At 71.4% G+C, this 13,098-nt stretch carries 11 protein-coding genes; 7 read left to right on the plus strand and 4 right to left on the minus strand.

The annotated features are described in order from the left end of the window. The 6 genes from D7X12_RS08340 to D7X12_RS08365 all read left to right on the plus strand — a co-directional run. On the plus strand, positions 1 to 1,395 hold a 1,395-nt coding region (locus D7X12_RS08340; RefSeq protein WP_120624734.1), incomplete at its 5' end, for a hypothetical protein. Next, entirely contained in the window at positions 1,392 to 4,664 is a 3,273-nt protein-coding gene (locus tag D7X12_RS08345; RefSeq protein ID WP_120624735.1) for a tetratricopeptide repeat protein, read from the plus strand. The genes D7X12_RS08340 and D7X12_RS08345, both read left to right, overlap by 4 nt. After that, positions 4,661 to 5,155 (plus strand): hypothetical protein, encoded by a 495-nt coding sequence (locus D7X12_RS08350; protein ID WP_244224433.1) that lies wholly within the window; start codon positions 4,661 to 4,663, stop codon positions 5,153 to 5,155. Before D7X12_RS08345 ends, D7X12_RS08350 begins: the two co-directional genes overlap by 4 nt. Next, positions 5,152 to 5,790, plus strand: coding sequence for a hypothetical protein (locus D7X12_RS08355; protein WP_120624736.1), 639 nt, complete (start codon positions 5,152 to 5,154; stop codon positions 5,788 to 5,790). Before D7X12_RS08350 ends, D7X12_RS08355 begins: the two co-directional genes overlap by 4 nt. Further along, entirely contained in the window at positions 5,790 to 7,715 is a 1,926-nt protein-coding gene (locus tag D7X12_RS08360; protein WP_120624737.1) for a tetratricopeptide repeat protein, read from the plus strand. The genes D7X12_RS08355 and D7X12_RS08360 overlap by 1 nt, the downstream gene beginning before the upstream one ends. An 8-nt stretch (positions 7,716 to 7,723) precedes the next feature. Continuing rightward, entirely contained in the window at positions 7,724 to 8,449 is a 726-nt protein-coding gene (locus D7X12_RS08365) for a laminin G domain-containing protein (RefSeq protein WP_120624738.1), read from the plus strand. A 9-nt stretch (positions 8,450 to 8,458) separates the two neighbouring features. Here the strand turns inward: D7X12_RS08365 and D7X12_RS08370 are convergent, their stop codons facing one another. From D7X12_RS08370 to D7X12_RS08385, 4 genes are all read right to left on the minus strand, one after another. Next, on the minus strand, positions 8,459 to 9,295 hold the full coding sequence (locus D7X12_RS08370) for a hypothetical protein (RefSeq protein WP_147443579.1): 837 nt from the start codon (positions 9,293 to 9,295) through the stop codon (positions 8,459 to 8,461). Continuing rightward, positions 9,292 to 10,941, minus strand: a complete 1,650-nt coding sequence (locus tag D7X12_RS08375; RefSeq protein ID WP_244224434.1) for a hypothetical protein — start codon at positions 10,939 to 10,941, stop codon at positions 9,292 to 9,294. The genes D7X12_RS08370 and D7X12_RS08375 overlap by 4 nt, the downstream gene beginning before the upstream one ends. A gap of 118 nt (positions 10,942 to 11,059) precedes the next feature. Further along, a complete protein-coding gene (locus tag D7X12_RS08380) occupies positions 11,060 to 11,539 on the minus strand; it encodes a hemerythrin domain-containing protein (RefSeq protein WP_120624741.1) in 480 nt (159 codons plus the stop codon). Positions 11,540 to 11,554: 15 nt separating this feature from the next. Next, positions 11,555 to 12,199: a hypothetical protein gene (locus D7X12_RS08385; protein WP_120624742.1), complete on the minus strand. Its 645-nt coding sequence runs from the start codon at positions 12,197 to 12,199 to the stop codon at positions 11,555 to 11,557. A gap of 56 nt (positions 12,200 to 12,255) precedes the next feature. Here D7X12_RS08385 and D7X12_RS08390 point away from each other — a divergent pair, with 56 nt between their 5' ends. Next, positions 12,256 to 13,098, plus strand: coding sequence for an LEA/WHy family protein (locus D7X12_RS08390; RefSeq protein WP_120624743.1), 843 nt, complete (start codon positions 12,256 to 12,258; stop codon positions 13,096 to 13,098).

A 13,098-nucleotide genomic window follows, 5' to 3' on the forward strand; every position in this document is an offset into this window, starting at 1 on the left:
GCCGAGGCCCCTCCGCCCCCGCCGCAGAAGGTGGCGCCGGAGGTCTTCGACAACGCCCTCAAGGCCTACTTCGACGGCAAGCCGCGCGACGCCGCGGGCCCGCTGTACGCGTGGCTCCAGGCGACGCCGCGCACGGACGACAACTACGCGTGGGGGCAGTACTTCCTCGCGAAGAGCCTCATCGACCTGGGGCTCACGCACGCGGGCGCCACGTACCTGGCGCGCATCGCGCGCGAGCGCACCAACCCCAACGTGCTGCCGCGCGCGCTGGACGCGCTGAAGGACCTGACGGACCGGCCGCACGACGAGGTGATGATCGACGAGCAGGTGTTCGGCGCGCTCGACCTGGGCTTCCTCCCGGAGGAGACGGGCGCGTACGCGCACTACCAGCAGGGGCTGGTGGACCTGCGCGTGGGCAACGAGCGCTGGGCGGGCACGCACTTCTCCAAGCTGCCGGAGACGAGCGCCGAGGCCAGCCGCGCGAAGTTCGCCCTGCTCGTCACCCGCCTCAAGCAGGTGAAGGATCCGCCGGATGAGATGGTGAAGGACTTCCTCACCCTGTCCGAGGACGAGAAGCTCACGCGCGAGTCGCGCAACGAGGCCGCGCTCGCCGTGGCCCGCCTGCGCTACGAGCGCAAGGACTACCCGGGCGCGCTGGACGCGTACGGCAAGGTGAAGCTGCCGGACCTGGACCCCGGCCGCGCGAGCCTCTACCTGGAAGAGGCGTGGACCCGCTACAAGCTGGGCGAACTGAGGGCGTCGCTGGGCATCCTCACCACGCTGGACGCGCCGTCCTTCCGCGACGAGTTCCTGCCGGACAAGTACCTGCTGCGCGCGCTCATCTTCCGCGACCTGTGCCACTACCTGCCCGCCAAGCGCGCCGCGAAGGAGCTGACGCGAAGGTACGCGGACTCGCTGGAGTCCGTGCGCAGCCGCGAGGACCTGAGCCAGGACGTGCGCCTGCGCCGCGCCGCCAACGCGCACGGCGGCACCAAGCGCGCCTCCCGGTTCGTGTCCCTGCTGGACCTGGAGGGTGAGCGCCTGGGCCGCTACGCCGGCAGCTTCGGCGACCGGCTCTTCGGGCACCTGACGCGGCTGTATGACCTGTCCCACGCGGAGGCCGTGCGGGTGTACGACGCGCGGCTCGCGGAGGCCGTGCGCCAGGAGGCGGACACGCTGCTGCGCGCCGCCGAACAGGTGCGCCTGATGGAGTACGAGGTCGGGCTCAAGCTGTACGAGCGCGTGAAGAAGGGCGCCCAGGTCGTGGCCGCCGAGGAAGAGGAAATGCTGTCCCCCGCGCAGGTCGCCTTCCGCTTCGACAACGAATACTGGAACGACGAGCTCAAGTCCTACCGGGTCCGCATCGAGAGCCGTTGCATCGAGGAAACCCCATGACCGGCCCGTTCACCGGCCTCATCACCGCCGCGATGCTCGCGGCCGCTGCTCCTGGCGCCGCCGGCCGCGCCGGGCCCAACCTCAACCCCATCGTCTCCAAGGCGAAGGAGCGCGACGAGCTCATCACCAAGCTCAAGCGCGACATCTTCAAGGTGGACCGCGCCATCGGCGAGACGGAGCGGCTCATCTCCAAGAGCCGCAACGCGCCGTACCTGCCGGACTTGCAGTTCCGGCTGGCGGAGCTCTTCGTGGAGAAGAGCCGCTACGTCTACTACCTCCAGGCCGAACAGCGGCCGGAGGGCGCGTCGGGCGCCATCGTCTCCCCGGAGACGCGCCTGATGAAGCAGAAGGCGGTGCAGATGTACTACCGCCTCTTGCGCGAGTACCCGGACTTCAAGGACGGCGATCAGGTGACGTTCTACCTGGCGCACGAGCAGCGCGAACTGGGCCAGTTCGACGAGATGCTCAAGACGCTGGGGGACCTGACGCGCAAGTACCCCAACAGCCCGCTGCGGCTGGAAGCCGAGCAGATTCTCGGTGACCACTTCTTCGACAAGGCGGACCTCGTCGAGGCGGAGAAGCACTACCAGGCCATCCTGGAGCTGCCGCCCTCGCCGGTGCACGACCTGGCCCGCTACAAGATGGGCTGGATCCGCGTGAACCAGGCCAAGCACGCGGAGGCCGTCACGTTCTTCGAGGCGGCGGCCGCCAGCGCGCCCCTGCCCGGCGTGGACGTGAAGAAGGCGCTCAACGTCAAGCGCGAGGCGCTGCTGGACCTCGTGTACAGCTACACCGAGGCCAAGCCCCCCAAGGGCGCGCTCAACTACTTCGAGAAGCTCAGCGACAGCCGCGCCACGTACTCGCTCGCGCTGGACAAGCTGAGCAACCGCTACTTCATCAAGCAGCAGTACGAGTGGGCCATCCCCGCGCTGCGCAAGCTGATGGAAGTGCAGCCGGACCCGGAGATGGACCTGGAGCGCGGTCAGAAGCTGTACGACTCGCTCAAGGCCTCCAAGGGCAAGGTGATGCCGGAGCCGGATGACATCCGCTTCCTCGTGCGCGCCGCCGTGCAGAGCAAGACGGATCCGGAGCTTGGGGACACGGACCGCAAGAAGCAGCTGGCGGAGCTGGAGGAGATGGCGCGCGACCTGTCCACCCAGGTGCACCTGGCCGCGCAGAAGAGCGACCAGCGCGACCTGTACGTGAAGGCCGCGCAGGCCTACCGCGAGTACCTGGGGCTGTTCCGGCCCGAGCAGTACGTGCGGCCCATCATGAAGAACCGCGCGGACGCCCTCTTCGCGGCGAAGGAGTTCCCGGACGCCGCGCGCCAGTTCGAGGAGCTGGCCCGCTACGAGGACAAGGCGAAGGACAACAAGGCGGTGGACGCGGCGATGTACGGCGCGCTCCTGGCGCACTTCTCCACGCTCAAGCCGGAGGAGGCCCTCAAGCGCAACGCCTTCGAGGTCGCCGACGCGCGGCAGGCGCTGAAGCTGCTGGGCGCAAGCTACGTGTCGCGCTACCCGCAGAGCCCGCACGTGCTGGACGTGAAGTTCAACATCGCGCGCGCCTACTACGAGGACGGCGACTACCCGAAGGCATCGGAGCTGTTCACCGCGTTCGCGCTGGCGCACCCGGCGTACAAGGACGCGCCGGTGGCCGGCAACCTGGCCCTGGACAGCCTGCGGCAGGTGAACGACTTCAAGAAGCTGGACGAGACGGGCCGCAAGTTCCTCGCGTCCTCGCTGCCGGCCAACTTCCGCGGGGAGGTGCAGAAGATCCTCACCCAGAGCAAGGCGGAGGCGCTGGATGAGATGGCCCTGCGGAGCGCGCAGGAGACGGGCGACGTCATCGAAGGCCTGATGAAGGTCGCGGACGAGAACAAGAACACCGACATCGGCGAGAAGGCGCTCTACGGCGCGTTCACCGCGGCGCGCGAGAAGCGCGACCTGCCCCGCGAGCGCGAGCTGGGCACGAAGCTGGTGCAGTCCTACCCGAAGAGCCAGTACCTGTCGGACGTGCTCCTGACGCTGGGGCGGCACTCGGCGGAAGCGGCGGCCTTCAACGAGGCGGCCAGCTGGTTTGAACAGGTGGGCCAGAAGCTGGGCGGCGACCTGGCGGCGGTGGACGGCTGGATGGCCGGCGCGCGGCTGCGGCTCGCGCTGGGCGAGTACAAGGAAGCGTCCCGCAACCTGGAGACGGCGGCGGAGGCGGCCGGGGCTCGCAAGGGCGAGGTGCTGGCGCTGCTCGCCGAGACGCGCCTGAAGCAGAAGGACTACGCGCGGGCGAAGACGACGGCGGAGACCGCGCTGCGGCTGGACAAGAACAACGTGGCGGCCGCCGCGGTGCTCGCGGAGGTGCAGGCGACGACGGCGCCCACGGCCAACGCGGACGCGCTCATCGCCACCCTCACCGCCGCGGTGCAGGGCCCCAACGGCCAGTCGGAAGAGGCGGCCAAGGGGCTGTGGTACCTGGGAGAGATCCTCTACCGCGGCTACAAGGACCTGCCCGCCGACAAGGTGGAGGAGAAGGTCGCCGCGCTCCAGTCCATGGAGGGCGTGTACACGCAGGCCGCGTCGCTCGGGTATCCGGAGTGGGCGGTGGCGTCGCTGTGGAAGATTGCCCTGGCGTACGGCCACATCGCGGACGTGGTGGACCAGACGCCGGTTCCGGGCGGGCTGTCCGCCGCGGAGACGAAGCAGTTCCAGGACGCGGTGAAGCAGCAGGTGGGACCGCTCAAGGCCCGCTCGGATGACGCCTTCAAGGCGTGCCTGTCCCGCGCGGAGTCGCTGGAGGTCTTCAACGCGGCGGTGCTGGGCTGCCGCAACCGCACGGACGTGGCCGCGCTGCCGGTGCCGCAGCCGGCCGCGCCCACGCAGCCCACGGCGTTGGACGAGCTGCGCAAGAAGGCGGAGAAGGTGCTGTCCGCCGAGGCGCTGGAGGCGCTGGGCATGGGCCTGCTGGACGCGCGTCAGTACGGCATGGCGCAGCTCACCTTCGGCCGCGTGACGGAGCTGCAGGACACGCGCGCCTCCGCGCACGCCGCGCTGGGCTGGGCCATGCTCAACCTGGGCGACGCGATGGGCGCCCGGGCGGCCTACGCCAAGGCGCTGGAGGCGGACCCCACCTACGACAAGGCCCGCCTCAACCTGGCCGCGCTGCGCTGCCGCTTCGGCGACACGGACGGCGCGCGTCGCGAGCTGGCCGTGCTCAAGGACATGGGCACGCTCAACGGCCCGGACGTGGACTCGGGCTGGAAGGCGTGCAAGTGAGCGCGCGCCTTCGCTTCATCGCTCCAGCGATTGTCGCGCTCGCCACCGCGTGTGGTGGCGAGGGCGGCGCGCTGGAGGGCAGCGTGACGCCGCTGCTGGACCTGAAATACCAGCGGGCCGACGCGCAGCTGGCGGAGGGCACGCTGGCGGTGAGCTTCATCAACGTGCAGGGCACCGGGCAGAACGTGGTGCTGAAGGTGAGCGCGCGCGTGACGGACATGCTTCCGGACGCGGAGTACACGGGCTCGCTGGACATCGACCTGGCCCAGGCGCTGGAGGATGGCTCGCAGCGGGGCAGCGTGGACCGCAGCGTGCTGGACGAACCCGTGCGCCCCTTCCCGCTCCTGCAGCGGGGAAACCTCTTCGTGAAGTCCCTTCCGAAAACCACCGGTGACCGCGTGTCGGGCGAGTTCAACGTGACCTTCGTCAACGGCACCGACGTCTACTCCGGCCGCACCATCTTCGGCCGCTTCGAGGCGACCGCTCCATGAAGCGCACCCTGCTGCTCAGCCTGACCCTCCTGGCCTCCGCCTGTGGCCCGCGCTACGGCATGCGCGTGCCGGACTCGCTGGTGAAGAAGCTGCCGTACGAGACCCGCATCGAGCTGCTGGAGGCGGAGAACGACCTGGCGCTCGCCATCGACCGGGTGGACGAGACGGACAACGAGGTCAACCGCGCGCGGGAGAACATCCGCCGGGCGAAGTCCCGCCAGGAGGCCGCCGAGGACGAGGAGGACCGCGCCCCGGACGCGTCGTCGCGCGAGGTGGCGCAGCTGGCCATCGCGGAGTCCGAGGCCCGCGTGGAGTACCTGCGCGCGCACCAGCGCCTCAACGTGGGCCTGCGCGACGTGGAGAAGCTGTCGTTGCGCTGCGCCTTCTCGAAGTTCGAGCTGGCGCGGCTGACCGCGGCGCGCAAGGCCAAGGTCGAGGGCAGTGAGCGCCTGGACCCCAAGGACTACGAGGAGCAGGTGTCCGAGTGCGAGGCGGCGGTCAAGGAAGAGCGTGCCGAGCTCGCCGAGGACACGAAGGAAGCGCAGACCGCCAAGGAGGCGTGGGAGGCGAAGAAGGCCGCCCTCGCCAAGAAGACCTTCGACGCGCGCGCCAGCCCGTACGTGGAGAACCTGTGATGACGAAAGCCGGCGTCCTCCTCCTCCAGTTGCTCGCTGCCCAGGCCCCTGCTCCGTCCGCTCCGGAGACCCCTCCGGCGGACAAGCCGGCCGTGGTCGCCCCGCGCGCGGACAAGCTGCCCGACGACCCGGACGCGCTCTACAAGCTGGGCACGGCCTTCCTGTCGCAGAACCAGCCGCGCCGCGCGGTGGCGCCGCTGACGAAGCTCGTGGGCCTGACTCCGGACGGCGTGCCGGCGAAGGTGGCCCTGGCGCGCGCGCTGCGGCTGTCGGGTGACGTGGACAAGGCGAAGGCCGTGCTGGACGCGGCGCTGGCGGGCTTCCCGGAGGAGGCCACGCTGCGCTCGGAGCGCGGCCTGCTGGCGCGCATCCAGGACGACACGGACGAGGCCATCACCCAGTACTCGGTGGCGACGGAGCTGGCGCCCAAGGACGCGGAGCTGCGCTTCAACCTGGGCGAGGTGCTCCAGCGCGCGAACCGCACGGAGGACGCCATCGAGGCGTACCGCGAGGCGCTGAAGCTGGACGGCGCGCTGCACGTGGCGCGGGTGAACCTGGGCAAGGCGCTGGCGGAGAAGGGGCTCAACGCGGAGGCCAAGGAGACGCTGCGCGAGGCGCTGCGCCAGAAGGACGGCGACGCGGAGGCGCACTACAACCTGGGCGTCATCCTGATGCGGGAGAACGACGCCGCGGGCGCGTTCGCGGAGTACCAGGCCGCCATCAAGGCGGACCCGAAGCACGCGCGCGCGCAGAACAACCTGGGCGTGGTGCTGGACGGCCAGGGCAACGCGCGCAAGGCGGCGGAGGCCTTCAGCCGCGCCATCGCGTTGGATCCGAAGTACGCGGAGGCGCACTTCAACCTGGGGCTCGTGTGCTTCGAGCTGGGGGAGAACTCCCGCGCGACGCGTGCCTTCGAGAAGGCGCTGATGCTGGAGCCCCGTCGCGCGAGCGGCCCGTACACGCAGCTGGGCCAGCTGTACCTCGCGCAGGGCAAGAAGACGCAGGCGGTGGCCGCGTTCCAGAAGGCCATCGAGAAGAGCGCCGACGACGGCAAGAAGACGACGGAGGCGTACCAGGGGCTCGCGCGCGCGTACCTGGGGTTGGGCAAGGTGGACGAGGCGGTGGCCACGCTGAAGACGGCGGTGGAGACCTTCCCGGACGAGCCCGGCACCCGCGCGGGCTACGGCGACGCGCTCAAGGCCAAGGGCGACCTGGACGGCGCCATCGCGCAGTACACGGTGGGCCTGAAGCTCCAGCCCACGACGGAGAACCGGCTGGTGCTCGCGGAGGCGTACGCGAAGAAGCACGTGGGCGCGCAGGCGAAGCCGCTCTACGAGGCGGTGCTGGCGGAGGATCCGAACCACCGCGGGGCGAAGCTGGGCCTGGCGGACCTGCTGCTGGCCATGGGCGACTACGCGGCGGCGGAGAAGCTGCTGACGCCCGCGGCGGGCGAGGAGCAGGACACGGGCGCGCTGGCGCGGCTGGGCATCCTGCACTCGCGGCGCGGCCGGCCGGACCTGGCGGTGCCGGAGCTGGAGGCGGTGGTGGCGAAGGACCCCGCGCAGCTGGAGGCCCGCGCGGAGCTGGGCTTTCTGTACCTGCGCGGCGGTGACGAGTCCAAGGCGGTGCAGGTGCTGAGCGACCTGCTGGCCGTGGAGCCGCGCAACTCGCTGGGCCTCCTGTACCTGGGCCACACGCTGTACCGGCAGGGCAAGGCGAAGGAGGCGGAGAAGTCCTTCCGGGGTGCGTCGCAGGTGGACCCCATCGCCGGAGAGCCGCACTTCGCGCTGGCGCAGCTGCTGGAGTCCACGGGCCGCAAGGACGAGGCGAAGAAGGAATACGAGGCTGCGGTGCGCCTGCAGCCGGACCACGCGGACGCGAAGACGGCGCTCCAGAAGCTCGTCGCCGCTGGCGGCACGCCTTGAGGGTGGGCATGCGGAACACTTCGATGCGCGCGGGGCTGACGGCGGTGCTGATGCTGGGCCCGCTGACGGCGACGGGGGTGGTGAGCCAGAAGCTGCGCTACCGCTTCGAGGCGGTGTCCAACCCGGTGACCACCGTGGTGGACGACAGCGGCAAGGGCCACACGGGCACCGCGCAGGGCAGCAACGGCGGCACCGTCGTCATCGAGACGCCGGGCTACGAGGGCCAGGGCGTGCGCTTCCCCGCGGTCTGCGTGGGGACGACGTGTCCCAAGGCGGCCATCACCGCGGCGGACTCCGCGGCGCTCAACCCGGGCACGGCGCTGTTCTCCTTCGGGGCGCGCGTGCGCGTCACGCTCGCGGAGCTGAGCGCGGACCACGGCTCCAACCTGGTGCAGAAGGGGCTCTCCACCACGCCGCAGTGGAAGCTGCAGCTCGATGACGCGGTGACGGGCAAGCCCAGCTGCGTGGTGCGCACCACGGGCGGCGCGAGCGCCGTCATCGTCAAGTCGTCGGTGGGCATCGCGGACGGCACCTGGCACAAGGTGACGTGTCAGCGCACCAGCACCACGCTGACCATCCTCATCGACAACGTGGCCCGGGGCAGCGCGGTGCTCGCCAGCACCTACGACATCAACCCGGCGGGCCAGCCCCTCACCATCGGGGCCAAGAGCGTGGGCAGCAACAACGACCAGTTCCACGGCGCCCTCGACGACGTGTACTTCAACCTGGACTGAGTCGCGGCCTCACTCGCGGGGCCGCATGAAGCCTTCGGGCAGCTGCGGGCCCGTGGGCGCGGGAGGCGTTGCTTCCGCGACTTCGCGGCCGAAGCGGTAGCGGGCCTCCGCGTGGACGCCGAAGGACTCGCCTTCGGCGCTCGCCAGCAGCACCAGGTCCTCGTCGGGGCGCGTGCCTTCCGGAAGGTGCAGCGTCCAGGGGACCTCCTGGGTGTCTCCCTCCAGCACGATGGGCGACGTGGGCCCTTCCTGGAGCTGCGTGCGGGACGGCACGCGCAGGGAGACCTCGATGGGCGCGGTGAAGCCGGGGCTTCGCTCCAGCCGCGCGATGAGCCGCACGGTGTCCCCGCGCGACTCCACCACCCGCCAGGAGACGTGCAGGGGCGCGGGGACGCGGGCGGTGGTGGTGAGCACCGTCGGCGGTGGCATCGCGTCGTCGTCCGCTTCCTGCGTGTCCTCTGGCGCGGCCTGCGTGAGCACCGCGTGGGTGGCGACAGGGACGGGGCCGTTCGGCTTCACCGTGAGGGCCTGGGGCTTCGGGCCTTCGGCGCGTGACGGCGCGTTCCGAGACGTCTGCGTGGGAGCGGCCACCGTCACCGGTTGCGCCGAAGCATGCGGCGTCTGGACCGTGCGAAGGGGCACCTCCTCGGACTGCGGTGGCAGCTCCGACTCACGGGGCAGCTTCTTGCGCCGCGCCCGGTCCACGCCGGACGCCATGCTGGCCGACAGCGCGCCCACGAGGGCCAGCGCGAGCACGGCCCCGGCCATCCTCCTTCGCAGCTTCGAGCTCTCCGGCGACATGAGCCCAGGCACGCGGATCCGAAGCTTCAAGCGTGGCAGCTTCATGGGCACAGGGGCTCGTGGCTGGGGTACGGGAACGCGGTGGCGGGCTCGGTGGCCGCGTCCACCCGGGCGCGGGGGAAGCCCTGGCACACCAGCGCGTCCAGGAAGTCCGCGAGGCACGGTGACGGCTTGCCCGTGTCCACCACGTCCTTGAGCGCGCCCTTCTCATCCCGGCTCCAGGTGTGCCGGGTGTAGCCGCGCGCCCAGGGGGCCCGGTTCATCGCGGACGAGGAGAGCGCGTCGTAGAGGGGCTGGCTCGACGGGGTGCTGGTGGCGGTGCGGTAGAGGATTGCGGCGACCTCGTTCTCATCCATGTGCTGGAGCAGGCCGTCCTCCGCGTGGGGCCGCGCCCAGGCGCTCACCGACGAGGCGCGCGCGGACAGGTCCACCCAGAACATCGTCCCGCCCTGCCGGTCGTAGTAGCGCGGGCTGCGCCGGGCATCGGTGCTGAACCACGTGGCCCAGCCTTCGCTCCATGCCTGGCCCGGGAAGGTGGGCACGCCCACGTAATGCGTGCCGCCTTCGTCGGGGGAGGTGCCCCGACTGGCCATCACCCAGTGCCCCAGCTCGTGCATCACCATCGCATCCGACCACCACGCCGCATCCGAGTCCCCGGGCAGCCACACCTGCGAGTCCCACTTGCGGCCCACCGCCGTCACCGGCCAGCGCGCGAAGCACGCACCGCAGGACCACGTCGTCCCGAAGCCCAGCCACGCCACCACGGGCAAGCCGTCCCGCCCACCGTAGCGCTCGCGCATCCGGCGCCACGCCGTGCCCAGCGAGTCGAACACCGCCGCCGCGCCGGAGCCCTCGGCTTCGGTGAGGGTGAACGCCGGTTGCTCCCGCACCTCGCGCGTCGAGTGCGCCCAGCTCCAGATGCGCGCCCCTTCGCCCGGCACCGTGGCCACCCGCTGTTCCCCCGGGAGGCCGGGATCCGCCACCGCGTAGGCCACCGCGCCGTCGCGCCCCTGCCCCGCCGCGTACACGACGATGCGGTCGTCCTCGCGCAGGTTCGCGGGCACCTTCAACGTGAAGCGGCCGCCGCTGTCCGTCACCTGCGAGTCCAGCGGCGTGTTGCCCTGGAAGGAGACGATGAGGAAACCTCGCGCCGGGATGAGGCCCACCTCCGGTGTCCACCCCCGGAACCCGGCGTCCGGGAAGCGGCGGGCGTAGCGCACCGTGCCGCTCACCGTGGGCCCTGGCGCGCCGCAGAAGCCCCGGCCCGGCGCGGGCTCACAGCCGGACTCGCAGGCGCGCGCGAGCCACTGGCCGTTCGTGCACACCTCCCACGACCGGGCCTCCGTACACCGGGAGGAACCGTCCACACACGCCGCGCCCGCGACGCAGGCGACCTCCGGGGTCTCCACACAGGCCGAGTCCACGCCGCAGTCCTCGCGGTGCACGACGCCGCCTTCACAGCGCTCCAGCACGCGGGGCCCCAGGCACCGTCCCTGCGCGGGGAGCTGGTCACACGTCAGCGCGGGCCGCAGCGCCTCCTCGGGCAGCGTGGAGACACAGGCCGCGCAGGCCGCGCCTTCACAGTCGGGCGCGCAGGGCGTCAGCTCCTCGCCCGAGTCGCATCCCAGGCCCAGGAGGACCATGCAGAACAGCGCCCAGGTCCGCCACCGCGCCGATGCTCCGCGTCCCACCAGGAGGAGACCTCTTTCGTGCCGGCGCCTTCGCCGGGGCTGAATGCGCGAAGAAGACAACACGCGCTCCACCCGGGCAGGCAGAGGCGGGCGGACGACGGCCCCCCTGCCCGCCCGCTCATCCCTCCGCGCGGGCCAGGAACGCGGCCAGCAGGGCCTGTCGCTCCGCTTCGCCCAGCACCCCGTCCAGCGCGGGGAACAGGTACGTCTCCTCGCGCAGCGAGTGGTGGTGCTCCAGGTGCTTGAACGTGCCCTCCATGTCGAACACGCGCAGCACCGCGCGGCGGTAGTCCGGCGCGGCGGGGTCCAGGGCGTCCACCGCGTCCTGACACTTCGCCAGCAGCTCGCGCATGCGCTGGTGCTCGCCGGTGAAGAGCTCCGGCGCGGCGCCGCGGATCCGTCCGGCGCGGGGCAGCTCCGGCAGCAGCAGCGCCTCCTCCGCCTCCAGGTGCCGCGTGAGCGCCTCGCGGTAGCGCGTCAGCCGCTCGCGGGCGACGGGCAGGTCCAGGCCCATCAGCGCCTCCTGGTGCTGGAGGAACAGCTCCTCCAGGTCGCGGTGGAGCGCGCCAAGGCTGACGAAGTCGGAGGGCACGGACATCGCGGCGACGCGCCTTCAGTGCACCTTGTCGTCGCGGGCACCCGCCTCGCGGACCACGCGGGGACGCGGTGTCACCATGCGGGCGACGCCGGAGAAGAGCTGCTCCTCCGTGTAGACCTTGCGCACGCGGCGGCGCGCCATGCGCGGGTCGTACGCCGGGCCCGGCCGCTCCAGCCATTGCAGCACGCGCACCTCGCCGGAGTGGGCCAGGGCGGAGAGCAGCGCCTTCGGGCACAGCTTCAGATAGCGCCGCACGAGCGGCCGCAGCCGGCGCCCGAAGTCCTCCCCCAGCTTCGCGTGGCGGCGGCCCGCGTGCAGGGTGCCGTCAAAGCGCAGCGAGATGTGGAAGAGCTCGTGCATCAGCGTCTCCAGCCGCGCCTTCGCGGTGGAGCCCCGGAAGAAGAGCGGCCGCAAGGTGATGCAGTACAGGATGCGCCGGTCCTGGATGCGCACCACCGGCTTGCGCCGGCCCGCCTTGTCGATGCTCTTGCCGCCCTTGAAGCACAGGGGCTTCACCGTGCCGCGCGAGGCGCGCCGGGCCTCGCCCGCGACCACCAGGATGCGACTGGCCTTCACGTGGCTGAACTCGGGCATGCGCGCGGCGATGTCCCGGATGAGGGAGCGCACGGTCCGGTTGAAGTTGGGACGTCGAGGGGCCACGGTTGGTGGACAGTCTAGCGGAAAACCCCTTGGGGCCAGCCCCCGACCTCCCCAGAATGTCCGCCGTGAATCGCTCGACCGTCCTGGCCTCCCTGGTGTCCGTGCTGTTCGCCCTCGTCTCCGGGTGTGCCTCTACCCCGGCCCGCTCCGGCGGCACTCCTGCCCTCACGGCGCAGGAGACGTCGGTGGTGTCCCAGGGACTCACCGATGCCACGGTGCGCTACACCGGCCAGGTGACGGGCACTTCCAACGGCGTGGTGGAGCGCGCCGACTACGAGCTGGTCGCCGACGGGCAGGTGCTGCGCAAGGGCTCGCAGAAGCTGGGCGTGCCGTTCGCGCCGGGCACGCCCGCCGACTTCTCCTTCGAGGAGAAGTCCGCCTACGTGAAGGGCCCCGACGACCTGGCGCGCCTGAGCGCCCAGGGCGGCACGGTGCTCATCGCGCTGCGCGGCACGCTGGTGGTGCGCTCGGGCGACACCGAGGAGACGCTGCCCTTCGCCGCGAGCCGCGCGGTGCGCGTGCCCCGGATGCCGGAGGTCGTCGTGGAGGAGCTGGACGGCGCGCGCTACTCGCCCGAGGAGGTGCAGATCAACCTGCGCCTGGGCGTGCGCAACCCGAACCCGTTCCCGCTGCGGCTCGACTCGCTGAGCTACCAGGTGGCGGTGGCGGACCGGCCGCTGGCGGAGGGCACGGTCGGACAGTCGGACACGGTGGATGCGTCCGCGACGGGCGTGTACCCGGTGGAGGTGTCGGTGACGGAGCAGACGTGGGGACCGGGCGTCAAGGCGCTCATCGCCAAGGGCGTGCTCCCCTACAGCGTGAAGGGGGAGGTGAAGGGCCCCATGCTGCAGCTGCCCTACACGCTGAAGGGTGACGTGAAGCTCAACGTGTCCCGCTAG

Source organism: Corallococcus sicarius (assembly GCF_003611735.1).
Lineage (GTDB): Bacteria > Myxococcota > Myxococcia > Myxococcales > Myxococcaceae > Corallococcus > Corallococcus sicarius.

Coding starts and splice junctions, on each gene's coding strand:
- D7X12_RS08360 (WP_120624737.1), top strand. CDS start 5,790: ATGACGAAAGCCGGCGTCCTCCTCCTCCAGTTGCTCGCTGCCCAGGCC.
- D7X12_RS08370 (WP_147443579.1), bottom strand. CDS start 9,295: ATGAAGCTGCCACGCTTGAAGCTTCGGATCCGCGTGCCTGGGCTCATG.
- D7X12_RS08355 (WP_120624736.1), top strand. CDS start 5,152: ATGAAGCGCACCCTGCTGCTCAGCCTGACCCTCCTGGCCTCCGCCTGT.
- D7X12_RS08365 (WP_120624738.1), top strand. CDS start 7,724: ATGCGGAACACTTCGATGCGCGCGGGGCTGACGGCGGTGCTGATGCTG.
- D7X12_RS08380 (WP_120624741.1), bottom strand. CDS start 11,539: ATGTCCGTGCCCTCCGACTTCGTCAGCCTTGGCGCGCTCCACCGCGAC.
- D7X12_RS08390 (WP_120624743.1), top strand. CDS start 12,256: ATGTCCGCCGTGAATCGCTCGACCGTCCTGGCCTCCCTGGTGTCCGTG.
- D7X12_RS08345 (WP_120624735.1), top strand. CDS start 1,392: ATGACCGGCCCGTTCACCGGCCTCATCACCGCCGCGATGCTCGCGGCC.